This is a genomic window from Acanthopleuribacter pedis (assembly GCF_017377855.1).
Taxonomy (GTDB): Bacteria; Acidobacteriota; Holophagae; order Acanthopleuribacterales; family Acanthopleuribacteraceae; genus Acanthopleuribacter; species Acanthopleuribacter pedis.
This window is the reverse complement of record NZ_JAFREP010000046.1, coordinates 50,413-72,559: the sequence shown is the minus strand read 5'-3', so window position 1 is coordinate 72,559 and position 22,147 is coordinate 50,413. Positions and strand designations below refer to the sequence as shown.

General features: G+C 59.5%; 24 protein-coding genes, 2 pseudogenes and 1 CRISPR repeat array. Of the genes and pseudogenes, 20 read left to right on the top strand and 6 right to left on the bottom strand.

Going from position 1 to position 22,147, the window contains the following annotated elements:
• Nucleotides 1-174 precede the first annotated feature (174 nt).
• Nucleotides 175-935: direct repeats of the CRISPR family, unit length 29 nt; unit sequence CGGTTCATCCCCGGGCGTCCGGGGAACAG.
• Between the two features lie 745 nt (nucleotides 936-1,680).
• The 20 genes and pseudogenes from J3U88_RS31275 (at nucleotide 1,681) to J3U88_RS31185 (ending at nucleotide 15,925) form a co-directional block, all read left to right on the top strand.
• Nucleotides 1,681-2,106 carry a CesT family type III secretion system chaperone gene (locus J3U88_RS31275; RefSeq protein ID WP_207862959.1) on the top strand — a complete coding sequence of 142 codons (426 nt, stop codon included), beginning with the start codon at nucleotides 1,681-1,683 and terminating at the stop codon, nucleotides 2,104-2,106.
• A gap of 212 nt (nucleotides 2,107-2,318) precedes the next feature.
• Complete coding sequence (sctD, locus tag J3U88_RS31270) at nucleotides 2,319-3,707, top strand: type III secretion system inner membrane ring subunit SctD (RefSeq protein ID WP_207862958.1); 1,389 nt, start codon at nucleotides 2,319-2,321, stop codon at nucleotides 3,705-3,707.
• Nucleotides 3,704-3,970: an EscE/YscE/SsaE family type III secretion system needle protein co-chaperone gene (locus J3U88_RS31265; RefSeq protein ID WP_207862957.1), complete on the top strand. Its 267-nt coding sequence runs from the start codon at nucleotides 3,704-3,706 to the stop codon at nucleotides 3,968-3,970. The genes sctD and J3U88_RS31265 overlap by 4 nt, the downstream gene beginning before the upstream one ends.
• The gene (locus J3U88_RS31260; RefSeq protein ID WP_207862956.1) at nucleotides 3,958-4,191 is read left to right on the top strand and encodes an EscF/YscF/HrpA family type III secretion system needle major subunit; all 234 of its coding nucleotides are present in this window, start codon (nucleotides 3,958-3,960) and stop codon (nucleotides 4,189-4,191) included. The genes J3U88_RS31265 and J3U88_RS31260 overlap by 13 nt, the downstream gene beginning before the upstream one ends.
• A gap of 7 nt (nucleotides 4,192-4,198) precedes the next feature.
• On the top strand, nucleotides 4,199-4,660 hold the full coding sequence (locus J3U88_RS31255) for a tetratricopeptide repeat protein (protein ID WP_207862955.1): 462 nt from the start codon (nucleotides 4,199-4,201) through the stop codon (nucleotides 4,658-4,660).
• Complete coding sequence (sctI, locus tag J3U88_RS31250; protein ID WP_207862954.1) at nucleotides 4,657-5,088, top strand: type III secretion system inner rod subunit SctI; 432 nt, start codon at nucleotides 4,657-4,659, stop codon at nucleotides 5,086-5,088. The genes J3U88_RS31255 and sctI overlap by 4 nt, the downstream gene beginning before the upstream one ends.
• 98 nt (nucleotides 5,089-5,186) lie before the next feature.
• On the top strand, nucleotides 5,187-5,942 hold the full coding sequence (gene sctJ, locus J3U88_RS31245) for a type III secretion system inner membrane ring lipoprotein SctJ (RefSeq protein ID WP_207862953.1): 756 nt from the start codon (nucleotides 5,187-5,189) through the stop codon (nucleotides 5,940-5,942).
• On the top strand, nucleotides 5,939-6,616 hold the full coding sequence (locus J3U88_RS31240) for a SctK family type III secretion system sorting platform protein (RefSeq protein WP_207862952.1): 678 nt from the start codon (nucleotides 5,939-5,941) through the stop codon (nucleotides 6,614-6,616). The genes sctJ and J3U88_RS31240 overlap by 4 nt, the downstream gene beginning before the upstream one ends.
• A complete protein-coding gene (locus J3U88_RS31235) occupies nucleotides 6,595-7,272 on the top strand; it encodes an HrpE/YscL family type III secretion apparatus protein (RefSeq protein ID WP_207862951.1) in 678 nt (225 codons plus the stop codon). The genes J3U88_RS31240 and J3U88_RS31235 overlap by 22 nt, the downstream gene beginning before the upstream one ends.
• Nucleotides 7,251-8,570: a type III secretion system ATPase SctN gene (gene sctN, locus J3U88_RS31230; protein WP_207862950.1), complete on the top strand. Its 1,320-nt coding sequence runs from the start codon at nucleotides 7,251-7,253 to the stop codon at nucleotides 8,568-8,570. Before J3U88_RS31235 ends, sctN begins: the two co-directional genes overlap by 22 nt.
• 127 nt (nucleotides 8,571-8,697) lie before the next feature.
• Nucleotides 8,698-9,186 (top strand): type III secretion system stalk subunit SctO, encoded by a 489-nt coding sequence (sctO, locus tag J3U88_RS31225; RefSeq protein WP_207862949.1) that lies wholly within the window; start codon nucleotides 8,698-8,700, stop codon nucleotides 9,184-9,186.
• Nucleotides 9,183-10,598 carry a hypothetical protein gene (locus J3U88_RS31220; RefSeq protein WP_207862948.1) on the top strand — a complete coding sequence of 472 codons (1,416 nt, stop codon included), beginning with the start codon at nucleotides 9,183-9,185 and terminating at the stop codon, nucleotides 10,596-10,598. Before sctO ends, J3U88_RS31220 begins: the two co-directional genes overlap by 4 nt.
• Nucleotides 10,595-11,575 (top strand): FliM/FliN family flagellar motor switch protein, encoded by a 981-nt coding sequence (locus tag J3U88_RS31215; RefSeq protein ID WP_207862947.1) that lies wholly within the window; start codon nucleotides 10,595-10,597, stop codon nucleotides 11,573-11,575. The genes J3U88_RS31220 and J3U88_RS31215 overlap by 4 nt, the downstream gene beginning before the upstream one ends.
• A complete protein-coding gene (gene sctR / locus J3U88_RS31210) occupies nucleotides 11,553-12,209 on the top strand; it encodes a type III secretion system export apparatus subunit SctR (RefSeq protein ID WP_207862946.1) in 657 nt (218 codons plus the stop codon). Before J3U88_RS31215 ends, sctR begins: the two co-directional genes overlap by 23 nt.
• 9 nt (nucleotides 12,210-12,218) lie before the next feature.
• Nucleotides 12,219-12,488: a type III secretion system export apparatus subunit SctS gene (gene sctS / locus J3U88_RS31205; RefSeq protein WP_207862945.1), complete on the top strand. Its 270-nt coding sequence runs from the start codon at nucleotides 12,219-12,221 to the stop codon at nucleotides 12,486-12,488.
• A gap of 11 nt (nucleotides 12,489-12,499) precedes the next feature.
• Nucleotides 12,500-13,291 carry a type III secretion system export apparatus subunit SctT gene (gene sctT, locus J3U88_RS31200; RefSeq protein ID WP_207862944.1) on the top strand — a complete coding sequence of 264 codons (792 nt, stop codon included), beginning with the start codon at nucleotides 12,500-12,502 and terminating at the stop codon, nucleotides 13,289-13,291.
• 22 nt (nucleotides 13,292-13,313) lie between these two features.
• Nucleotides 13,314-13,407, top strand: a pseudogene (locus J3U88_RS35505) (EscU/YscU/HrcU family type III secretion system export apparatus switch protein); the annotation flags it as partial.
• Nucleotides 13,383-14,378: pseudogene (locus tag J3U88_RS31195) on the top strand (EscU/YscU/HrcU family type III secretion system export apparatus switch protein); the annotation flags it as partial. The pseudogenes J3U88_RS35505 and J3U88_RS31195, both read left to right, overlap by 25 nt.
• Nucleotides 14,375-15,502, top strand: coding sequence for a type III secretion system gatekeeper subunit SctW (gene sctW, locus J3U88_RS31190; RefSeq protein ID WP_207862942.1), 1,128 nt, complete (start codon nucleotides 14,375-14,377; stop codon nucleotides 15,500-15,502). The pseudogene J3U88_RS31195 and the gene sctW, both read left to right, overlap by 4 nt.
• A 51-nt stretch (nucleotides 15,503-15,553) precedes the next feature.
• Nucleotides 15,554-15,925 carry a type III secretion system chaperone family protein gene (locus J3U88_RS31185; RefSeq protein WP_207862941.1) on the top strand — a complete coding sequence of 124 codons (372 nt, stop codon included), beginning with the start codon at nucleotides 15,554-15,556 and terminating at the stop codon, nucleotides 15,923-15,925.
• Between the two features lie 145 nt (nucleotides 15,926-16,070).
• On the opposite strand, the gene J3U88_RS31180 is transcribed toward J3U88_RS31185, so the two are convergent.
• From J3U88_RS31180 to J3U88_RS31155, 6 genes are all read right to left on the bottom strand, one after another.
• Nucleotides 16,071-16,592, bottom strand: coding sequence for a phage tail protein (locus tag J3U88_RS31180; RefSeq protein ID WP_207862940.1), 522 nt, complete (start codon nucleotides 16,590-16,592; stop codon nucleotides 16,071-16,073).
• A 69-nt stretch (nucleotides 16,593-16,661) separates the two neighbouring features.
• Nucleotides 16,662-17,201: a phage tail protein gene (locus tag J3U88_RS31175; RefSeq protein WP_207862939.1), complete on the bottom strand. Its 540-nt coding sequence runs from the start codon at nucleotides 17,199-17,201 to the stop codon at nucleotides 16,662-16,664.
• Between the two features lie 10 nt (nucleotides 17,202-17,211).
• The gene (locus J3U88_RS31170) at nucleotides 17,212-17,742 is read right to left on the bottom strand and encodes a phage tail protein (RefSeq protein WP_207862938.1); all 531 of its coding nucleotides are present in this window, start codon (nucleotides 17,740-17,742) and stop codon (nucleotides 17,212-17,214) included.
• A 492-nt stretch (nucleotides 17,743-18,234) separates the two neighbouring features.
• Complete coding sequence (locus J3U88_RS31165; protein ID WP_207862937.1) at nucleotides 18,235-19,332, bottom strand: hypothetical protein; 1,098 nt, start codon at nucleotides 19,330-19,332, stop codon at nucleotides 18,235-18,237.
• A gap of 73 nt (nucleotides 19,333-19,405) precedes the next feature.
• Nucleotides 19,406-20,542 carry a trans-sulfuration enzyme family protein gene (locus tag J3U88_RS31160; RefSeq protein WP_207862936.1) on the bottom strand — a complete coding sequence of 379 codons (1,137 nt, stop codon included), beginning with the start codon at nucleotides 20,540-20,542 and terminating at the stop codon, nucleotides 19,406-19,408.
• A gap of 2 nt (nucleotides 20,543-20,544) precedes the next feature.
• Nucleotides 20,545-21,600 (bottom strand): PLP-dependent cysteine synthase family protein, encoded by a 1,056-nt coding sequence (locus J3U88_RS31155; protein WP_207862935.1) that lies wholly within the window; start codon nucleotides 21,598-21,600, stop codon nucleotides 20,545-20,547.
• Between the last annotated feature and the right edge of the window lie 547 nt (nucleotides 21,601-22,147).

Genomic DNA, 22,147 nt, shown 5'->3' with positions numbered 1-22,147 from the left:
CGAAACACCACCATCAACCAAAGGCTCTTCACCTCAAGCTGAGAGAGCCGGGAATCCGTGTACCCACAAAAACGGTGGGTCCCTTTTCGGTGATCGAGGTGGGTCCCTTTTTGCTTGCCAAATACAGGCGTCCGGGGAACAGTTGGAATCGTGGTTCCGAACTGTTCTTCAAGGCGGTTCATCCCCGGGCGTCCGGGGAACAGTCGTTGCGTGGTGCAATGACGGCTAACATACCCGGTTCATCCCCGGGCGTCCGGGGAACAGCTTGAGTTCCCGGTTAAGCTGCTTCACCTCGTCGGTTCATCCCCGGGCGTCCGGGGCACAGCGCCCGCCCCTGCTGGACATGGCCAATGTCATCGGTTCATCCCCGGGCGTCCGGGGAACAGCATAACGGATTTTGGGTTACCGATTCAGGTATCGGTTCATCCCCGGGCGTCCGGGGAACAGCCGAGAAACGGAAAGCAAAACCCCGGAACAATCGGTTCATCCCCGGGCGTGCGGGGAACAGGTCAAAATGCGTAAAGATCTCGCCCGCTTGAACGGTTCATCCCCGGGCGTCCGGGGAACAGTGATGGTGAATGCTTCGTTCATGCGTTGTCGCCGGTTCATCCCCGGGCGTCCGGGGAACAGAGGTTGGCGCCGGTCTCGTGAGAGACGTAGAGCGGTTCATCCCCGGGCGTCCGGGGAACAGAAGCATTTCGCCTAGAGGGCCCTGAAATAGGCCGGTTCATCCCCGGGCGTCCGGGGAACAGAGAAAAATAATGGACAGGAAGAAGGGAATAAACGGTTCATCCCCGGGCGTCCGGGGAACAGGGGCTTGGAACGGTGAAGGCCGCATGGGTGTGGGGTTCATCCCCGGGCGTCCGGGGAACAGATTCCACCATTACCAAACAGGCCGCCGACGCCCGGTTCATCCCCGGGCGTCCGGGGAACAGACTAAGTAAATTTACACGATAGTTTCGGGATTTGGAAGAGTTGGAAAAGTGTACCGATTTTGCTTAGGTTTTTCATGTTTTTTCTTTGGTGTTGGCGGGTTTTGGTTAAGTCTTTTAATCAAAAGGTTTTTAGGTGGATTTTTCTGTCGCTTGATGTGGAGACGAAAACGGTGGTTTTAGGCAAAATGCCGTTTTACCAGAGCTTCTTTGCAAGCATTTGGAATTGTATGGGTTTGTGAGGTGTTCTGGATGGTGGCGGTTTTTTAGGTCGATCATTTTGATTGGGTTGGGTGACTCTGGTTGGTCGTTGTTCTGTCGTCTTTTTGCCTTGGTGTTTTGTGGTTTTTTCTTGATTCTAGATTGGATTGGGTTCCCTGTCACCTTGGTTTCGCTCGGCCTTTTTGGACAGGGTTGTCTTCGTTTTTGGGTTGGTCGCTTGGAGCGGCTCGCGTAAGTCCGGCACCGCGCGGGAGGGCGCGCGTAAGCCTGCACCGCGCGGGAAGCTGGGGCACGGATTCGGCCTGGCCGGACGTCGGTGGGCCTGCGTACCCGTGCGGGCCGCGGGAAATTGGGCCGCCTGAAAAAAAATAATTTTTTTTTCGATCATCCGCCTGACCCGCCCCGTGTAGCTAAATAGAACGATGCAAAACGGCAACATGGGCCGTGGGGAACTCGGGCGGGCGTCACCGGCGACCGCCCGTCCGATTCCTCCCACTCCCGCGCCGTTTCAATCCCGGAGGATGCCGTGAACGCCGTCGACTTAATCACCCAATTGATCCAACGCCTTGGCTGGGAAACCCCGCCCCAAGACGAACAGGGTCGTTCGATTTTGTCGTTTGACGGCGATCTGCACGTCGCCCTCTACCCCGAAAACCGACATCGTCTCTTGGCCGAAGGATTCCTCTTCGCACTGCCCGAGGAGCGATCACAGGCCGAGGCCCTCGCCGCCAAAGTTCTGCAAATGAACCTGGCGGGCATGCGTCGCCGACGTCAAGCCATTGCGGTCGACGAACACACCAACCAGCTCATCTTGTTCCGTCGCTTCGACAGTCAGGCGGTCAGCCTCGAAAAGTTCGAAACGGCCCTCGCCGACTTCATCGACGATATGGAACTCTTCCGCGGCTTAAACAAAGCTGCAACCGGTCCCAGTCTCTTAACCGCCGGCTTCTAACCCCCCCCGCGGCGGGGACCTATGTTTCCGTCGCGTTAAGGATCCCGACCCGGCATCCCTATCCCTTGCCGTGGTCGCCCTACCAACGACCTACTCCGTTCCTTTTATTGCTATGACAGTTTGATCGTGTGATCACAGCTCCGACGACGCCCCCTCGTTGCCCGCCCCTGTTGCGTCCGGTGTCGCGGAACCCCCTATAAAGTGAGTCTGCCATGTCCGACGCGCAAAAGTACCTGCTCAAAATTTTGTCAGGCCCCCACATGGGTGCCGAATTACAGCTCAACCCCGGTGAGGTGGTGATTGGCCGCAACCTGAACTGCGATGTGGTCCTCCACGACAGCGCCATTCTCGACCACCATGTACGCCTCGACATCAGCCAGGACGGTATGACGCTGGTCCTGCTGGACGGCGGCGCCTTCCTGGAAGGGAAGTGGTTGCAGGAACCCGCCATGCCTTATCAGTTCTACCAAGTCATCAGCCTGGGCACGACCCACCTCGCGCTCGGCATGATCGACGAAACCTGGCCCCAAATCGTGTTGCCCACGCTGGAATCCATTCAATCCCAACAAGCCGTTGCCACTTCTGAAGAAGGTGAGCCCGAGCTGGAAACCCAAGCTGATAAAACGCCCGAACCCGCCGCGACGACCCCGACCCCGACGGGTGCGCCCGGTCGCTATCGGCTGCGCTTGGCCGCCGCCGCCTTTGCCGGCATTGCCTTCTGCCTCGCCGGCCTGCTGTTCGTCGGTTACGGCAACCCCAGCCAAGCGGCGGTCAGCCAACAATCCAACGGCCTCGGCCCCAACGCGAGCCTCGACCAAATTCTCGGCCACTACGCTTTTGAATCCCTGCAACTGGATCGCACCGCCGACGGCGCACTCATTATTAAAGGCGCGGTCGCCGACGCCGCCATCCTTGCCGAACTCAGCGGCGCCTTGGCGCCCTTCACCGCCCAAGTCCACCTTACGGTTGCCACCAGTGACCGTATTCTGGAGGCCTGCCGCCAAGTGCTGCGCATGCAAGGCCTCGACCTAGAAATTACGGCGACTGAAGAACAGGGCATCGTGCTCAAAGGTTTTTGCGCCGATCCGGCCAAACTCAGCGCCACCTTGCACGCCCTGCGCAAAGACGTTCCCGGCCTCGGCCTGATCGAAAACAAGGTGCTCACCGCGACCGAACTCACCCGGTTCCTCGGTGAGAAAGTTTCCGAACTGGGGCTTGGCCATTTGGTTCGGGTCGGTTACGGCGACGGCCGTATGGTGGTTGAAGGCCGGCTCAGCGAACACGAAATGAACCACTGGCAGCAGGTACGCACCGCCTTTCAAGAACGCTACGGCACGCCGCTACCCATTGTTGAAAAGCTGGCCCCACGCACCGATATTGCGGTGCCGATGCACGGCCGCGGCGGCTACGGCCCGCCCCAACTCGATGTGGTCTCCATCAGCGTTGGCCGCCGCCGCTACGTCACCCTCGCCAACAACCGCAAGTTATTTGAAGGCGCGGTGTTGGAGAACGGCTACATCCTGAGTGCGATCAAAGTCGACCGCCTCATCTTGACCCGCAACGGCCACCGCTGGGTCCTCAAACCAGGAGAAAACTCATGAATGCATCACCCATTGCCGGCTTGGACCTGACGCGTCGCTTGCAAAACGACAGCGACGGTTCGGTGCTCGGCGAACTCGGCGCGCTGCTGCGCGACGAACAAGCAAGCATGCGCAACCGGCTTGACGGCGGCGCGGCACCCTCGGAGTACCGCCACGCACAGGCTTATCTCGAAGCACTGACGGCCGGCGAATCGATTTTGAATCAAGTCTGGCAATTTATGCACACCAACAACAAGACGGAGGTAAGTCCATGTCAGGATTAACGTTAGGAAATGTAAACAGCGCCTTAGGCGAAGCAGTAACCACGGTTGAAAACGACCTTCAGCAACAAATCGACGGCTTCGACGCGGCCAACGCCGACTCTGCCGATCTGATCTCACTCCAGTTGGCCATGTCCAAATGGTCGCTGGCCACCCAGTTGCAATCCAACACCATCAAAACGGTTAGCGAAGGTCTGAAAACGGCCGTCGGTAACATTCGGTAGGTGACCCGTGCATCCGTTTTTAATGGGGCCCAACGCCTTCAAAAAACGCGGCGACGCGGAACCGGTCAGCCAAGGCCGCGAGGCCGAGGTCCTGCCGCTCCTGTTACAGGCGGCGGTCCTCGGCGCGACCTTCGGGTTTCGCGAGGAGGCCAAAACGATCTGCGCCAAACTCAGCGAGATCCGGCCCGATAGCGAGATTCCCTGGATTGCCTTGGCCTACGCGCAAATGAGCGTGGGGAAACATCGGCAGGCGGTTAAGGTTCTGGAAAAGTACGCCTTACCCCGCAACCCCGACCATCCCTTAACCCAAGCTTTCCTGGCCCTCGCGCTGAAATTGGCCGGTGATCCCGGTCGCGCCCGCGTCACCTGTGACCGCGTGCTGCGCATCGAAACCACCGGACCCGCGGCCGACATGGCGCGCGCGATCCGCACCGAAATCACCAACCCGGTTTCAAGGAGAATCTCATGATCGATCCCAGTACCGTGATGTTCCCGGCCAACACGCCCGGCGCCACACCCGGCGCGGCGGAAACCGCACCCACCGGTCAACTCATGCGCTTCGAGGAAGCGATGGCCGCGGGCAAAGTCCCTGCCGGCACCGAAGCCGGTCCCGGCGATTGGGTGATCGCGCCGACCGAATCGGTCCAAAGCGTCGACGGCCCGGTTAACCTCGGTGACCGCATCCTCAACGGGGTGGAACGCATCCACGAGGACCACGCGGCCCGCCGCGAACGGGTCCAAGAGATGGTGTCCGCCACCCAAAACGCCGATTTCAACTTTTCGCGGGCGATGGACCTGCAGATGGAAGTGATGCAAATGAACCTGGTTCAGGACGTCACCACCAAAACCGCCGACAAAGGAAGCCAGGGCGTTCAAACCCTGTTCCGCAATCAGTAAACCGCGAATCGGACGACCGGTACACCACCGTCCATTCGCCGAGGACGGGTACCGGTTCATCCCGCTCCCCCCAAGTACTTTGATGTAGAGGAAAACCCATGAATGCCTATCATCGTTTCGTTCGTCTCACCTGCTGTTTCGCCTTGATCCTGGCGGCGACGGCATGTCAAACCGAGTTATACTCGGACCTCAGTGAAAAAGAAGCCAACGAAATGTTGGCGCTGCTGTTGGACCACGGCTTCGACAGCGAAAAGCAGCCCGCCGATGAGAACCGATGGAACCTCGTCATCGAAGAAAACCAACTGGCGGCGGCGGTTAAATTACTCAACAACGAAGGTTACCCCCGCGATCAATTCGCCAACCTCGGCAACATCTTTGAAAAAGACGGCCTGGTTTCCTCGCCGATGGAAGAACGGGCCCGCTTCGTTTACGGCCTGAGCCAAGAGATTTCCCAAACCTTGTCACAAATTCAAGGTGTGCTCTCGGCCCGCGTCCACGTCGCACTCCCCAAGCAAGATCCGCTCAATCCAAACCCACGCCCGGCCTCGGCCTCGGTCTTCATCAAACACCGTCCCAGCACCCCGCTTGAGAACAAAATCCCTGAAATCAAAGAGTTGGTGGTCAACAGCATCGAAGGTTTGGCCTACGACAAGGTATCGGTGGCGTTGTTCCCGGTGGTCCCGGTTGAACCGGCCACGCCGGCTTCCGGCGGTTCGCCCGCCGCGGGTTTACCCGCCAAAAAAGTGTGGTTGGCCATGGTGCTGGTGTTCTTTACGGCGGTCTGCCTTACGGTCATCGCGGGTTACTTCTTCCTGCGCAATCGGCCCGCGACAGCCGGTGGGTCGGCGTCATGAGTACCGGTTTCCTCAAAACGGCCAAAGCCGAGGATCCTTGGCTTTATCAGCGGCTCTTGGATTTTAACCATTTGCCGACGCGTTACTTACACCCCAGTTGGATTCCCTGCTTTTGCAGTCCGGCAACCTACGAAACCTTGTGCGCCTCCCCGCGCGGTGAACGCAAACTGGCGGCCCTGATCCTGAAACGTTACCAGTTGACGGCTACGAGCTACGGGGACTTTGCCGAGACCTTCCACCGCCTGGCCCTGGTTGACGCGGCCGATCTGCGGCGCGCCGTCCTCTGGTGTGGCATTGCCGCCTTGCACGATGAAATCGCCAAAATGGTGGATCGCCGTCGCGTGATGGACTTGGTCGAAGATCTCGGTGTGGACACCCACCGTTTCGCGCTTACCAACGCCCGCCGCTACGGCACGGCCACCCTGTTTGCGCGCTGGTCGGGGGAAGGCGACGTTGCCGCCCGCGCCTGGACCATCGGTGTCGCCTGTCTGACCGCCTGCTTCAGCGAGCGACCCGACAGTCTGCGCCGCCGCCTGCGCCTGATTTTCCCGCGCGAGGGTGGTTTCGACTTCCGCAAAAGCCGGATCCGCAGCTTGCGCCCGGTTGCCGCCGACCTGCTTACATCTATTCTTATTCGCGAGGTAAATGACCAATGGAGCCGTTTGTTCAAGTAAAAGAGCCCTTTCAACTCGCGCCCGGCGTCAAGCACTTAAAAGCGCGTGATTACCTCGACTTCCTCAGCGCGGCCGAACTCCTGGAGCGCGCCGAACAGTCGGCCCAAGCCACCCTTGCGGCGGCGCAAGCCCGCGTTCAGAAACAAGAAGCGGCCGGTTTCGCCGAGGGTTTGGCCCAAGGAAAACAAGAGGTGGCAACCGAAATGGCCACAACCATGTTGGAAGCGGCCCAGTACTTCGAATCGGTCGAGCGCGAGATGGTGCAGACGGTGACCTTGGCGATGAAGCAGGTGCTCGGCAGCTTCGACGAACGCGAGTTGGTGCTGCGCGTGGTGCGCCACCTGCTGCGTTCAGCCCGTGACCGCCGCCGCATTATTTTCCGCGTTAGCCGCGAGCAATTCGAACGCCTGCGCGAGGACATCCTCACCTTGGCCCAGCAGCACAACGCGACCGCGATGGTGGATGTACGCGCCGACGCGCACCTCGGCCCGACCGACTGCGTGATGGAAACCGAAATCGGCGTGATTGAAGCCGGGGTCGAACAACAAATTGCCGCTTTGGAAGAAGCCTTAAAAAAAAGTTTCGCGGCCCGACCCGCCCGCCCCAGTTTGGTGCGCTCCCCTGAGGAGGAAGCATGTCCAGCTATAGCTATATAACGAGTTTGATGGAAGAGACCCTGCGCGACACCCAGTCGGTGCGGGTCAAAGGCAAGGTCAACCAAATCATCGGCACCATGATCAAAGCCACCTTACCCGAGGTTCACATCGGCGAGCTGGTGACCCTCGGCAATCCCGGTCAGGACAACGCCGTCCATGCCGAGGTTGTCGGGTTCAGCGAGGGTCAGGCGCTGCTGACCCCGCTCGGCGATCTTGAGGGCATCTCCTCCGAGGCCGAGGTCAATCCCACCGGTGAGAGCCACCGCGTCGCCGTCGGCCCCCAGCTTTTGGGCCGCGTGCTCGACGGTTTGGGTCGTCCCCTCGACGGTCGCCCGCTGGAAACCGATACCACTTATCCCGTTTCTTCACCGCCGCCCGACCCGATGCAACGGCGCATCATCGACAAACCACTGTCCCTGGGCCTGCGTTCTTTGGACGGTTTGTTGACCTGCGGCGAAGGTCAGCGCATGGGCATTTTCGCCGCCGCCGGCGGTGGTAAATCAACCTTGCTGTCGATGCTGGTTCGCCAAGCCGATGTGGACGTCACCGTCTTGGCTTTGATCGGTGAACGGGGTCGTGAGGTGCGCGAATTTTTGACCCGTGACCTGGGTGAGGAAGGCTTGGCCAAGTCGGTGGTGGTGGTTTCCACATCTGACCGGCCCTCGATGGAACGCCTCAAGGCGGCCCACGTCGCCACGGCCGTTGCCGAGTACTTCCGCGACCAAGGCAAACGGGTGTTGTTGCTGATGGATTCGGTGACCCGCTTCGCCCGCGCCCAACGGGAAATCGGCTTGGCGGCAGGCGAGCCGCCGACCCGTCGCGGTTTCCCGCCCTCCGTGTTCACGTCTTTGCCCAAGCTGATGGAACGCGCGGGTAACAGCGACAAGGGTTCGATTACCGCGCTCTACACCGTGTTGGTGGAGGGCGACGACATGACCGAACCCATCGCCGATGAGACCCGATCCATCCTCGACGGGCACATCATCCTTTCGCGCAAACTGGCGGAGGCGGGTCATTATCCGGCCATCGACATCCTCGCCAGCGTTAGCCGCGTGATGAACGCGGTGGTGGACCCGGTCCACCGCGAGGCGGCCCAACGGTTCCGGCGTTTGCTGGCGAAGTACAGCGAGCTGGAAATGTTGGTGCAGGTTGGTGAGTATCAGCGCGGTGCCGATTCGCTCGGCGACGAGGCGCTCGACAAAATCAGCCAACTCAACCAGTTCTTGCAGCAAGGCCAACACGAGGTGGGTGACTATCACCAGACCTTGGCCGCGTTGCGACAGCTCGCCGGTGTATAAGGCGATGCGCGGGTTCGTCTAATTGTTAACCAGCTTATTTTTAAGCGTTTATTTTTATAACCAACGGTGAGGGGACAAGCTCCGACGGGCGAGGTATATCCCGGCGCGCCGTTGATCGGAGTCCATCATGGCGGCGTATCCCTTAAACAAATTATTAAATCTGAGGCATGACCGCGAGGAGCGGGCGCGCCGCGAGGTGGTGCAGCAGCGCCGCGCGGTAACCGAGCAGGAACAGGCGGTGGCGGCGGCCGAGCGCACCTTGGCCGATTTCACTGGTTGGCGGGTGGCGGAGGAGCGGCGTTTGTTCGCCGAGGTCCGCGACCAAGCTTTGAACAGCGCGGACCTAGACGTGCTCAAACACGAAATTGCTTCCTTACGGCAACAACAAGCCCATAAAAAGCAAGATGTTGAAGACGCTGAACGCGAACTTCAAGCCGCGCGTGAAGCCTTGGCGCAGCGGATCAAAGCCATGCGTGAGGCGCAGCATAATCGCCGCAAGTTGGAAGGCCACATGGGTTTGTGGACGGAAGAGGAACGTTTGGCGCGCACGCGCCGCGAAGAACACGAGGCGGACGAAACCACCTCGATGCGGGTACCCGGTGGAGGGAAACCATGAACGTGAAACCTGACCTACCGATTGATTCAGGAACAGGGCTGCCGAGTGAGGCCGTGCGCGCCTCAGCGGCACCGGAACAAGCACGGCGCTTTGAAGAAGCCATGTTGCGCCAGAGCCGTAAGGCCGCCGACCGCGGTACCGGCCCACTTCGTGCCGCGGCGGCGCGGACCAACGCCGGCCCCAGCAGGACCACCCGGGAGCAGGCGGTCGGGCTCGCGGCTGAGACGGCAATCCCTTTGGAAGAAAACACAACCCGGCCTGAAGGCAACCCCGCCGATTCGCCCGAGGATCCCCATGCCGGCTCCCCTCGCGAGGATGCCGCGCCGACGGATCCTGGTCCGGTTCGCATGAATCGCGCACCCGCGCGCCGTGGTCGCGGCGGCGAGGCCGCACCCTACCAAGACCGTTTCGATGGTTGGCGCTCGGACCGAACCCCGTCTAGCGATTCGCGCTCAGGGTCAACCCGTGCCGAACGCCGGGAAAACAACCCGCGCGAGGTGGATCGCAAGGACAACCCTGAGGAAGACGAGCAGGGTGGGGAAGAGGCAGTGGTGAGCAAGCCCCTTGTGGGCGCGCCGGTTCTGGAAGGTGAGAAGGCGTTTGTTCCGGCCGCGGCAGCGACCCCGACCGGCGACGCGACCGCGTTGGTTGACGGCGTTGCCGCCCGAACCACCGATCAGCCCAAGCTCGCCCAACCCAAGGTGATTCGCCGCGACGGGTTGCGCAACCCAGCCCTTGCCGCCAACCCGGCGGCTACCAACGCGGGTGACGCCTCGGCCGGACCAACTGCTGAAGCAAGCAAACCCGCGACCGTTACCACGGGGCGCACGGAGACCCCATTCGGCGGCGACCTCAAAATGATCGCCGATCCGATCTTGGCCCAAGTGGCCAAACGGGTGGTTGTGCGTCGCGGCGAGGCCGGCACCACCCCCGCCCACGCGCCGGGTGACGCCGTCCTGCAAGGTTTACAGCGGGCGGCGGCGGGTGCGGAAGCGCAAGTGAGCGAGAATTCACCGGTCAATCGCCTCGCCGGCAGCATTGAAATGTGGTTGGCGCGCCCGCGCGGTGAAGAACTCGGCCCGCGCCAAGCCCGCTTTGAAATAAACCTTGGTCAGGGGCAAACCGCCCAAATTCAGGTGGTTCACGACGGTGATCAACTGCGTGTGAACTTGGCCGCCCCCAATGAACAACTGCGCGCCTGGCTGCAGGACAACGGCGGTGCGTTGCAGCAGCGCTTACAACAACGCGGCGGCCTCAACGTCGAGGTCCGCATTGGTGGGCAAACGTTCTCCGGCGATTCCCACGACGGGCGATCACGCCAACAACGGGACATCTTCGAGGAGCTGAACGACGACGGCGCCCGCTTCAACAAACCGCTCCACATGCTTTACGGTAAACGAGGTTCCCGATGAGTTTTTCACGTTTTATTCCTTCCCGCTTAAATCGCCCCACCGTGTCCCTGCAAAACCGGCTCTACGCGCTCAGCGGTAGTCTGGTGGTCCCCATCGGGGACGACGCCGCCGAGGTAACCTTCCCCGTCGGCAAAACGCCGACCTGTACCCTGGAGCTGGACATCGCCTTGGCCGAACACCGTGTCACCCTGTTACTGGAAAACGGCCCCGCTCTGGCCAGGCTGACGGCGGAGATGCAATCGGCCGAATGGGACATCGCGGGCAACGACATTCGCGCGATGTTGGTGGAAACTTGGTTCGAACACCTGTTTTTCCAATTCGAGCAAATCACCGGTTTACCCGTGCGTTGCCTGCGCGTAGCCATGGAACCCTCCGGTTTGGCGCCCTTCCTCGCGTTTCAGCAGTGTTTCGAACTGCGCGTGCCCGGACAACAGCACCCGCTGCTGCGCGGCGTGGTTGGCTTCAATGAAAGTGAACCCGTATGGTTCGCCGAATTACTGGAGGCCATGCCGCAACAACCCCGTCGCCGCGCGGCCGATATTCCCTTTATGGGGTCAATTCATGTGACGCGCATCACATGGCGTGCGGATCAATCACCCAACCTCGCCCGCGGCGACGTGTTGTTTCCTGAGCGACTTGATCGGCCGAGCTGGCGTCGCGGCGACCAGATTCATTTGGCGCTGAACCAACAAGACGACGTCTGGACCGTTGCCGAGCCCCCCTGTTTCCATCCCCAACCCGTCCCGTCGGAAGACGGTATCGCTATAGATGTGGAAGCCGGTGAAGTCGCCGTTACTTTACAAGCATTAACCGAAATGCAGGTCGGCGATACCCTATCGCGACCCGCGGCCTCGCGTGCCCTGCAACTGCGGCGCGACGGGGTTTTGATCGGACGCGCCGTGCCCGTTGCCGTATTCGGCCAGGTCGGGTTGCGCGTTGAGGAGGTTTTCCCAGATGGAAACGCTGAACCTAAGTGATCCGTTACTGCTCATCGGCGGTCTGATTTTTCTTTCCCTCGCACCCTTCGCCGCCATGATGGTGACCTCGTTCATCAAACTCACCGTGGTGCTGCAACTGGTGCGCAACGCCATGGGTGTCCAAAACATCCCGCCCAACATGGTCATCAACGGTTTGGCGATTGTGCTCTCCTTCTACGTGATGGCGCCCGTCGCCTACGAAATGATCGACATCGTTCACGCCGTCAACCCCGACATCAAGGACTTCCGTGCCTTGGTCGAGGCGCTGGAACAGGCGCGTGAACCGCTGCGCGACTTTTTGCTCAAACACTCGGCTCCGCGAGAACGCGCCTTTTTCTTTAACGCCGCTCAGTCGGTGTGGCCCGCCGAACAGCTCGGCAAACTCGGCGAAAACGACTTCGTGCTTTTGGTGCCCGCCTTTACCGTCACCGAATTAACCACCGCGTTTCAGGTCGGCTTCCTGCTTTACCTGCCGTTTGTCGCCATCGACCTGATTGTTTCCAACATCTTGTTGGCGCTCGGCATGATGATGGTTTCCCCCATGACCATCTCCCTGCCCTTCAAGCTTTTGTTATTCGTGTTGGTCGAAGGTTGGGCGCGGGTCATTCACGGCCTTGTCCTCTCGTACGCATAGGAGATTGACATGGACCAAGCAACCCTCGTCGAACTCACCATTCACGCGTTGACCCTGGTGCTGTTGTTGTCCTTGCCCGCGGTCATCGTGGCATCTGGTTTCGGGGTGCTCGTCAGCCTGTTACAGGCCGTCACCCAAGTTCAGGAACAGACGCTTTCCTTCGGGGTCAAGTTGATCGCCGTGGTGGTCACTTTGGCGCTCACCGCGCGCTGGACCGGCATGGAGCTGTTCCTGTTCATGGAACGGTTGCTCGAACTCTTGCCGCAAATCGGAACCTAAGGTTAGGAGACATGGAACTCGACGCCGAATTTTTAAAAAAATCGATCCTGGTGCTCAGTGTCAGCCTGCCGCGCATGCTGGTGATGTTCGGCGTGATGCCGTTTTTCGGAAGCGGCATGATGCAGGTCATGGTGCGCAACACCCTGGTTGTCTGCCTCGGGCTCGGCGTTTACCCACTGGTGTTCACCCAGTTGCCCGACGAGATTCGCCTTTTGCCCTGGATGATGGTGATCGCCAAAGAGGCCATGCTCGGCGTGGTGCTCGGTTACCTGGGCGCGTCCTTGTTTTGGGTCGCCGAGGGCGTTGGTTTGTTTATCGACAACCAACGCGGTGCTTCGATGGCGCAAATGATGGACCCCATGTCCGGGGTGGAATCCTCGCCGCTGGGCAGCCTTTTGATGCAGGTGCTCACCGTCTTGTTTTTCACCACCGGCGGCTTTTTGGTGTTTTTGGGCGGTATTTACGAAAGCTACCAGGTGTGGCCCGTCTTTTCCGCCGCCCCGGCGTTGGACGCGCATTTCGCCGAGGTCATGATCCAACACTCGGCGCGCATCATTGAAATGATCGTGTTGTTTGCGGCGCCCATCGTGATCGCCGTGTTTGTGGCCGAGTTCGGTTTGGGTTTGATCAACCGCTTCAGTCCGCAGCTCAACATTTTTTTCCTGTCGATGTCGATCAAAAGTGTGTTGGCCATCGTGTTCTTAATAGCGTACATGGTGACGCTGTTGACGATGTTCGACGGCGAGCAACGCAACCTTTGGCAACACCTGATGAACTTGGACCATGTGCTCAAGGTACCGTAATTTTATTTAGGGAGGCGTGGCGGTGAGCGGCGAAAAGACCGAACAACCGACACCCAAAAAGCTGCGCGACGCGCGCAAGAAGGGACAGGTCGCCAAAAGCAAAGAGGTCAACTCGGCCGTTACCTTGTTGGCGGCCTTCGCCGTGCTGTGGATCATGCGCGACTTTTTTGGGAGCCGCTTCCGCAATTTGGTGTCCATGCCTTTTGCCTACATGAACCGTCCCTTTGAAGGTGCTTATGAGGAACTGGGCATTCGCGTGATCAAAGAAATGATGGTGCTCTCGCTGCTGCCCGTCGGCGTGGTGATGTTTGCCGCCGTCGTCGCCAACGTGGCCCAGGTCGGTTTTATGTTCACGATGGATCCCGTGATGCCCAAGCTGGACAAACTTAACCCGGCCAAGGGTTTGAAAAACATGTTCGCCATGAAGAATTTCGTGGAACTGATTAAATCCATTGCCAAGGTGATGTTGCTCGGTTTTGTCATTTACCTGGTTTTGCTTGAGAACTTCGAATCCCTGGTCCACATTCCCAACCTCGGCCGCGAGGGGATTAGCGAGGTGCTCAGCATCTTGTTGCAACGGGTGTTGATCGTGACCCTGATCGCCTATTTCGCCGTGGCCGCGTTCGATTTCTGGTTCCAGCAACGGCAGCACACCAAACAACTCAAAATGAGCAAGGACGAGGTCAAACGCGAGTACAAAGAATCCGAGGGCGAACCGCTGATTAAAAGCAAACGCCGCGAGTTGCACCGCGAAATGGCCGAGGGCGACGCCGAGGCCGCCACCCAACAAGCCGACGTGCTGGTTACCAACCCAACCCACTTTGCCGTCGCCATTTCCTTTAACCGCGAGCTCAAAGGCCAACTGCCGCGGGTTGTGGCCAAGGGCGAAGGCGCCTTGGCGCAACGTTTGAAAAAAGTCGCCAAAAAAGCCGAGGTGCCCACCATCGAAAATGTGCCGCTGGCGCGTGGCCTTTACGCCCAAGCCACCGTCGGCGATTTCATCCCCGCCGATTTCATTGAAGCCGTCGCCGAGGTGTTGGTGTGGGCCCAAAACTTGGGTGAGGAAGAGGAGGATCTTTCGTTATGAGCCAAATCCAAGGCATCCAACAAGCGGCAATCGGCATCGGCGCCGCGCGCCTCGGCCAAACCGCGGCCGGGTTGATCGGCAAGCACCAGGGCGAGGCCGTCAAACCCACCAACATCCAGTCGATGGTCGCCGACGCGGCGGAGGAAATGAGTTTCGTTTTCGGCTCTAAGGCGAGCAAGAAGCTGTCGCAACGCAAGACGCGCCAATCCAACGATTTGCGCAACCGCCTCAAGCAAAAAGCCGAGGCCTACATGCGCCGCATCCCCGATTTGGGCGGCGCCGACAAGTTGATGCAGTACCTCGACCACCTCAAAAAAGGGGGTCGGCAGCATCCGCGCGAACTGCTGCAACAGGGCAAACAGCAGTTCAAAGACGTCTCCCATCGTTACGCCGCCTTGGCCTTCGCCTACGAATCCTTGGAAGGCGACGGCGCGGCCATGGAACTGCGCCAGTCGCTGGCCCAGGCGCTGGCGGATCTGGAGGCCGAACACGGCCCGGCCGTGCGCGCCGGGCTTAACGTCAGTGAAACCGCCGCGCAATTCGCCGCCGGCGACGGCAAGAAAACCCAGGACCTACGCGACTTTTACCGGCATACCGTGTTGGCGCCGGAAACCTTCGTCGATGCCTTTGAGTCGGTGATCAACCATTACCCGGACCGCAATTTCCTGGAAGCGATTTCGTTTATGATCGCCGCCGTCGGGCGCGATTTACACGCGCGTGGGCCGTCGCTTCAGCCCAACGCGCTCAAGAAAATTTTGGACGATCTGTTCCGCTTGGAAATGATGGGCCACATCTACCGCGACGCCGAGAGTTTGCTGGACCGCGTGTTCAAACTTTTCAAAACACGCAGCAAAAAATCGCCGCGTGCCTTTATGCAGCAATTCATGGCCCTGAAAAAAGAAGTGTGGCTACAGAGCGGCCAACTTAACGAACTCGTGGAAGATCTTGGGTTCACCGCGCTCAAGGCCCGCATCTTTTTTGTGCAGGAATTCCAAAAAATGATCAAAAAGATTCCGCTCAAAGCCTTTGACGATTTGGAGATGCGTGAACGCATGCTGGAGGTGATCGTCGAGGTGCGCGATGCGGCCGTGGAAGAAGAAGAGAAGATGGAAGAGGCGGGTTAACCCGTCGCCGGTTCGAGGAAAAAACGGCGCCGCCGCGCCGGGGAGAGAAGCATGCAATGGATTGATGAGGTCGTGCGCAAATTCGGCCAAACCATGGGATTACAGTTGCCGTCGTTGACGGCCGCCGGGCAAGTCAGCCTGGATTTTGAAAAAAAGGGGCAGTTCTTTTTGGAGCTCACCGAGGACGGGGTTTTGCTTTACCTGGCCCGTCCCTTTCCGGCCTACCAACGGGACGTGGCACTGCGGGCCCTGACCCAGTGTCATTACCGTAGCCAGGGGCCGCAAACCTTTTACCCCGCCATGCGCAAGGGCGATACGCTGGTGTATTTGACCCACGTCAGCTTCCGCGAGTTCAACCTACCCCTCATCGAGCGATCCTTAAGTCAGCTCGACCGCATGCTCCGCAAAACCTTGGCCGCTTAAGGCTTGCAAGGGTGCGACCGACAGGTGACCTCGCATCAGCCGCTTCGCTTTGGGGTCGCCGGCGCTTGGGCCCAGCCATGCAGCCACTGCTGAAAGCGGTGGGTTGCATGGCGCGGTGCGCCCGCCTGTTGGCGTTGTCGAAATTTCAGTTACGGCTAGGGAATAAACCGCTGGTGGCGATGCAGTAGTTGGTGAACGTGGTGGGCTGCATGTTCTCATGGGGTGCGCCGCCACCCGCGTTCGCGCAGGTCGCGGTAGACATGATGACCGCGTCTATCGCGTCGCCATAGGGTTTGGGGGCCTCGCCAACCAAAGGAACCACGTCAGCGAGCGCGTAGCCGCCGAGATTTGCGACCACATCCGCATCCCCTTTAAAGGTGTTGAACGCATGGGTGTGGGCGGCCATTTCCGCGACAGTGAGGGAGGCGGTTTCCCCGCCGGTTCTGGTTCCTAGTGAGAACATGACGCCGCGGTGGACCGGAACACGTCCGCGTAAATCGGGCAAGGCAAAGCTGGTGCGACCGTCGCCGCCGTAGAATGTGCCGATCAGGGAGTAAAGCGATTGATTTTGGCTGATGGGTAGGATCGCGCCGTTACAGGCCGCCCAGCCACGCGGGACAAAGTTAAAGCTAAAAATTCTGATTTCACCAAGATAAGGTTCAGTCATTTTGGGTACCTCCCAATCCGTTTCCGCGACCATGTGTGACGGGACCGCGCATTTCGCGCGGTGGTGGCTTTAACTTCGTGACGGATAGGTTCCGACGAGCGCAATGCAATAGATCACGCCGATGAGTGGTTGTAGATTGGTATGGGTTTGCCCGCCGCCTGTGACCTGAAGCCACGACGAGCTGGTGGTGTTTTTCAGGTCGGGTGGGTCCTTTTTAAAGGTACGGGCGCCGATCTTCTGTGCATCCTGCAAAACGCCGATGATGTTGCCGGCGGGGGTACTGTTCTCACTTTGTTCGGCCTCGGTAAAAGCTGCGTGGTAATGACTTGGGATTTGTTGTTCCGAGAGGGAGACCGTGTAGGACCCCGTCTTCTCGCCGAGCCGACGGGGGGTCAATCCGGGACCGGAACCCGCGTGCATCACCGCGCGGTCTTCGAGATTGGGAAGTGCGGTGGTCGTGCGACCATCGCCGCCGTAAGTGGTGCCAATAAGTGAAAACAGCGCCGTGTTCTGGGCGATGGGGAGCAATTGTCCCTCGCAAAAGGCCCAGCCGCGGGGGGCGAAATTAAAGGCGAATGCACGGACTTCCGCAATAAAAGGTTCAGCCATGGGTTTCCTCCTAGGTGCGTGAGGGGTACGTGCCCGTGAGAGCAATGATGTAGTGGAGTGCCAACGCCGGCATCATGTTGGTGTGTGGCGCGTTGCCGCCCGTTTGGCCGACACTTCCGGGTGGCAACGCCCGAAGTTGGTCCGCTGTTGCATGGGCTTCGTAAAACACGCCGCCGGCACTGGGCACCGCTGGGACTTTACCTGCCGGCGAGTGATGGTTCCCGGTTGCGGTGGTTCCCTGGAAGGGATGGTTGTGTGAGGGGAGTTGCTCCGGGGTAAGGGTGACGCTTTCCACACCGATTTTTTGTCCCCACGCGCGGGGTGTGAGACCGGGCCCCGTGCCTTGGCACGCCACCAAGCGTCCGCGAAAATCCGGTAGGGCGAACGTGGAGCGACCGTCTCCGCCGTAGGTGGTTCCAACCAGCGAAAAAAGCGCATCATTTTGACTAATCGTGAGAAGCTGACCGTCACAGTAAGCCCACCGGTTGGGTGCAAAGTTGCCTGCGAAAATCCGTATTTCGCCAAGGAAAGGATCAACCATGAAAACCTCCGTTTCAATCGGTGCCTGGGTTGGCCGGTGGTATGGAACCACACCGGTTTGGTTGGTGACCGGGGCGTTTGGGGCAAACGCGTGGGGAATGGTTGTCTTGGCGAAGGAGGGTGCAGTGTCTTTCGCCAAGTCGTGGGTCAGCGCTGCATCCGCCAAAAAAAACGACACCGCCCTCACCCGGATTGCCCACCAAGAAGCCGTCGTTTCTTGGTGGAACGATGGGCGCGGTGGGACCATGCTGCCGCGTTCCGAAGGCGCGGGATGGGAACACCGATCATCTTCAGTGGATGGGGCAAAGCGGTGGGCGCGACGAAACAGACCGAGGTCTTGGTTTCGTGCGTACGTGAGGCGTTTTCTTGGTTTGCGGCGATTATAACACGAAGCTGTTTATTTGATTTTTATGTTTTTGTGGTACGCCTGTGTCTTGCCAGGGTTCGTTATTTGCGCGCGTAATGGTGTCGTGACTTTTCGTAGGGGCGCCGGTTAACGGCGATAGGTGACGGCCCGTGCTCTGTCTTGCTGCGCGAAAACAAAGAACTCGGGGCTTGCATCCATGCGGTCCGCGTCGAGTGGGATTTCCCAAAAGCCGAGGGTTTCAAAGGTAAGTGTGTGTAATGCCAATACATAACCCCGGTCGTCGTTGCGTTTGCCGCCGTGGTCGAGCAGCAGCCACAGGGTCGTGGCTTCCACGTGCAAATCAAAGAGTTGCGCGCCGCCGGTAAATGCGTAGTTGGGCGCTCCGAAAAATGCCGAGAGGTCGATGGTGTAAATCTGAGCAATGGTGCTGTTTTTATTGAAGAGAAAAACAGCCGTTGCATTTTGTTTGGCCGCGTAGAGTCGCCAGTCGTCCATCGGGAAAAAAACCAGCTTGCGGCCCATCATGTCCTCATCGGGCATGGCCGGCACCGAATAGGTCTGTTGCGGCTTGTTGTTTTGGTCCACGCGGAAAAAGATGTCGGGCCGGTCGTCGGCGCGCAGCAGGTATTGGTTTTCGGGACCGGGGACCGGGGACACACCCGCCGCGTTGTAGGCGTTGACCACTTGGATATCGGGTGTGTAGGTCAGCGATTGGTGTTTTTGCGTGCTGACCGCGTGGATCAGGCCTTGGTGAACCCACAGCAGGTTGGGCGAGACCACCGTTTCTTTTTTGCCGCCGACCGCTTCCGAACCAAACATGGTTAGCGCGAAGTCGCCTGCCGCAAACTTAATAAAAGCATGGTCTTGCGGGAACGACATCAGCAGCGAGCCGTCGTTGAGCCAGGCCACGTCGCCCAGGGGTCGGAACATGCTGTGGCCCGCGGCGACATTGCCCATCTGGAAGCGCAAACCCCCCTGTTCGAGGGGGATTGGGGTCGGTTGGGCCGGTGCGGTGATGGTTGCCGTGGGGACGGCGGTGATGGTTGCTTGCGGTTGACCCGCGGGTTCCGGTTGTTTGTCGGCGGCGGGTGTTGACTGGGCTGAAGGGGTTGGTTGGGGTGAGGGTGCCGGTTCCGATTTAGGGGGCGATTCCGAGCAGCCGGTCAGGCAAAAAGCCGTCAGCAAGATCCCCATCGCAAGCCAAGTTAAACGGTATCCGGTCATCAAATCCTCCAACCAAAAAAGAAAAACGCATGCCGCGAAGGGCATGCGTCCGGTGATTTATGTGGGTGACGGTTTAGCCGTTGACGGCTTGGACCAAGTCAGCGATCAAATCGGCCTCGTCTTCAATACCGACCGAGAGGCGGATCAGGCCGTCGCTAATGCCCAGCTCGGCACGGGCCTCGGCGGGTACCGCCGCGTGGGTCATGGTGGCCGGGTGGCAGACCAAGGATTCGACGCCGCCCAGTGATTCGGCGAGGCTGAAGAGTTTGAAGCGGGTCAGCACTTCCTCCGCGCGTTCCTGGTTTTCCACCGTAAAGGAAACCATGGCGCCGAAGGAGCCCATTTGCGAGAGGGCCAGTTCGCGCTGGGGGTAATTGTCCAGGCCGGGGTAGATGACTTTGCCGACGCCTTTCATTTCCGTCAAGGCTTTGGCCACCGCGCGACCGTTGCTTTCGTGACGGTCCATGCGCACCGCCAGTGTTTTGATGCCGCGCAGGGTCAGCCAGGAATCCATCGGGCCGAGGATCGCGCCCGCCGAGTTCTGTACGAAGTGGATTTTCTCGCGCCAGGATTCGTCCTTGGCGACCAACACCCCACCGACACAATCGCTGTGGCCGTTGAGGTATTTGGTCGTGCTGTGGTTGACGAAGTCCGCGCCCAATTCGATGGGGCGTTGCCGGTACGGGGTGGCGAAGGTGTTGTCGACGCACAACAGGATGTTGTTTTCCTTGGCGACCGCCGCCACCGCTTTGATGTCGGTCAGGGTGAGCATGGGGTTGGTCGGCGTTTCCACGAACATCATTTTGGTTTCGGGTTTAATCGCCGCTTTGACCGCGTCCAAATTGGAGGTGTCGACAAAGGTAAAGGTCAGGCCGAATTTCCGCAAAATACGGTCGAACAGGCGGAAGGTCCCGCCGTAGGTGTTGCCCGTGACAATAAAATGGTCGCCCGCTTCAAACAGGGACATCAGGGCGTTGATGGCCGCCATGCCCGAGGCAAAGGCAAAACCGCAGGCGCCTTTTTCCAGGGCGGCCACATTGTCTTCCAGGGCTTGGCGGGTCGGGTTTTGGGTGCGCGCATACTCGTAGCCCTTGTGTTTGCCGATGCCTTGTTGTTGGTAAGTCGAAGTTTGATAAATCGGTACCATGACCGCGCCGGAATGTGGATCAATCCACTGGCCGGCGTGAACGCAATCTGTCGAAAATCCCATGGTTAGTTTTCCCCTTGTACTAAATTCCGAACCCATTCTTTGCTCGCATAACGCTCGAGGTTGTCCGGGAAAACGGTGATCACCGATTTCCCTTCGCCCAGTTGGGTACACAATTGAATCGCGGCTTCCGCGTTGGCGCCGCCGGACCCGCCGGTCAAGATGCCCAAGCGCCTGGCCAAATCGCGACAACGCGCGAAGGCGACGGTGCAGGGGATATCGAGAATCCGATGGGCTAAATGAAGATCCAGGTTTTTTGGAACAAACGAATTGCCGATGCCCTCAACGAGGTAAGGCCGTTTCTCATCGCCGCGGAAGACGGAACCTTCCGGTTGAACCAACCAGCGTACCGAATCGGGATTGGCGTTGCTGAGCCAGCGGGCCAAGCCTGTAAAGGTGCCGCCGGTACCCGCGCCGATGGCCATCCCGTCGGGAACATAACCCAACTGCTGTTCGATTTCAGCCCCTAAGCGTGTTTCCGCTTGTTCCGGGTTGGCCGGGTTCTCGAACTGGAGTGGCACGAAGCAGCGCCCGTGTTGGGCGGCGTAGGCGTGGGCGCGTTCGATGCAGCCCGTCATGCCGTGGCATTTGTCTACGAGAAAGACTTCCGCGCCGTAGAGTTGCATCAACACGATTTTCTCGTGGCTCATGCGGTCCGGCACGAAAAAGACCGTGCGGTAACCTTTGAGGTTGCCGGCGAGGGCCAAACCGATGCCGGTATTGCCGGCGGTGGGTTCGACGATGGTCATGCCCGGTTCGAGGCGTCCGTCGCGTTCGGCCGCTTCGATCATGGCCAGCGCGGGACGGTCCTTGATGCTGCCGCCGGGGTTGAGGTACTCCAGCTTGGCGAAAAGTTTGGCGCCGCCCGCGGGGACGATGCTGCTGATATCGACGAGTGGTGTGTTGCCGATGAGTTCAATGAGTGAGGACGTTACCTTCATCGTGACCCCTTGATCGTGTTGCCGTTCGTTGCCTTGCGGCGTTTCGCTGCTTTCACGAAGCGTGCCGGAAGCGAAACAATCGCGGGGGACGTTCAAAATCGAATGAGCCTGATTGACCATGAAGCTTCTGTGACCCTTTGGCGCTTAAATTTCAACATACACCGGGCATGGTGAGAACGCACGGTAGGAGAGGGGAAACGGCGTGTTTCTCTTGCTGGAACCTTAAGCTGGTGCAGCGTGCTCGGGTTGTGTGAAGAGCGACGGAACGGCGCGGCGAGGTGCCGTGAGGTTCCCAAGGTCGCAGTGTCACCTGAAACGGACGCGCCAAACAGTCGTGGCGGTGGACGTCCTTGACCGCGGCCGGCCCCGTGGCGGGGTGGGAAAGCATGCGGGTGGGGAAGGCGTTTGCCGGCACGAATGTTTTGTTCAGGTCACCGAAACTTCGTGCCGGATGGGCCGGGGCTTGCCGGCACGAAATACTGCGACGACGGTTCTTCAAAACGTCACGATCATAGCAAGGTCTTTTGGCAAACACGAGAGAGGATGTGATGGATGGGGGAAATGGGTGTCCCGGTGGGGCCTGGCTTGGGAAGCGACATTTCTTAGGATGTGGTGATGGGTGGCGGATGGGCGGCGTGGTGGGTGGCGGGGGTTCACGGACGGGAAA

Excerpts from the sequence above, each read along its gene's own strand:
- sctD (WP_207862958.1), top strand. The coding sequence starts at position 2,319 with ATGTCCGACGCGCAAAAGTACCTGCTCAAAATTTTGTCAGGCCCCCAC.
- J3U88_RS31265 (WP_207862957.1), top strand. The coding sequence starts at position 3,704 with ATGAATGCATCACCCATTGCCGGCTTGGACCTGACGCGTCGCTTGCAA.
- J3U88_RS31260 (WP_207862956.1), top strand. The coding sequence starts at position 3,958 with ATGTCAGGATTAACGTTAGGAAATGTAAACAGCGCCTTAGGCGAAGCA.
- sctI (WP_207862954.1), top strand. The coding sequence starts at position 4,657 with ATGATCGATCCCAGTACCGTGATGTTCCCGGCCAACACGCCCGGCGCC.
- sctJ (WP_207862953.1), top strand. The coding sequence starts at position 5,187 with ATGAATGCCTATCATCGTTTCGTTCGTCTCACCTGCTGTTTCGCCTTG.
- J3U88_RS31240 (WP_207862952.1), top strand. The coding sequence starts at position 5,939 with ATGAGTACCGGTTTCCTCAAAACGGCCAAAGCCGAGGATCCTTGGCTT.
- J3U88_RS31235 (WP_207862951.1), top strand. The coding sequence starts at position 6,595 with ATGGAGCCGTTTGTTCAAGTAAAAGAGCCCTTTCAACTCGCGCCCGGC.
- sctN (WP_207862950.1), top strand. The coding sequence starts at position 7,251 with ATGTCCAGCTATAGCTATATAACGAGTTTGATGGAAGAGACCCTGCGC.
- sctO (WP_207862949.1), top strand. The coding sequence starts at position 8,698 with ATGGCGGCGTATCCCTTAAACAAATTATTAAATCTGAGGCATGACCGC.
- J3U88_RS31220 (WP_207862948.1), top strand. The coding sequence starts at position 9,183 with ATGAACGTGAAACCTGACCTACCGATTGATTCAGGAACAGGGCTGCCG.
- J3U88_RS31215 (WP_207862947.1), top strand. The coding sequence starts at position 10,595 with ATGAGTTTTTCACGTTTTATTCCTTCCCGCTTAAATCGCCCCACCGTG.
- sctR (WP_207862946.1), top strand. The coding sequence starts at position 11,553 with ATGGAAACGCTGAACCTAAGTGATCCGTTACTGCTCATCGGCGGTCTG.
- sctS (WP_207862945.1), top strand. The coding sequence starts at position 12,219 with ATGGACCAAGCAACCCTCGTCGAACTCACCATTCACGCGTTGACCCTG.
- sctT (WP_207862944.1), top strand. The coding sequence starts at position 12,500 with ATGGAACTCGACGCCGAATTTTTAAAAAAATCGATCCTGGTGCTCAGT.
- sctW (WP_207862942.1), top strand. The coding sequence starts at position 14,375 with ATGAGCCAAATCCAAGGCATCCAACAAGCGGCAATCGGCATCGGCGCC.
- J3U88_RS31185 (WP_207862941.1), top strand. The coding sequence starts at position 15,554 with ATGCAATGGATTGATGAGGTCGTGCGCAAATTCGGCCAAACCATGGGA.
- J3U88_RS31180 (WP_207862940.1), bottom strand. The coding sequence starts at position 16,592 with ATGACTGAACCTTATCTTGGTGAAATCAGAATTTTTAGCTTTAACTTT.
- J3U88_RS31175 (WP_207862939.1), bottom strand. The coding sequence starts at position 17,201 with ATGGCTGAACCTTTTATTGCGGAAGTCCGTGCATTCGCCTTTAATTTC.
- J3U88_RS31170 (WP_207862938.1), bottom strand. The coding sequence starts at position 17,742 with ATGGTTGATCCTTTCCTTGGCGAAATACGGATTTTCGCAGGCAACTTT.
- J3U88_RS31165 (WP_207862937.1), bottom strand. The coding sequence starts at position 19,332 with ATGACCGGATACCGTTTAACTTGGCTTGCGATGGGGATCTTGCTGACG.
- J3U88_RS31160 (WP_207862936.1), bottom strand. The coding sequence starts at position 20,542 with ATGGGATTTTCGACAGATTGCGTTCACGCCGGCCAGTGGATTGATCCA.
- J3U88_RS31155 (WP_207862935.1), bottom strand. The coding sequence starts at position 21,600 with ATGGTCAATCAGGCTCATTCGATTTTGAACGTCCCCCGCGATTGTTTC.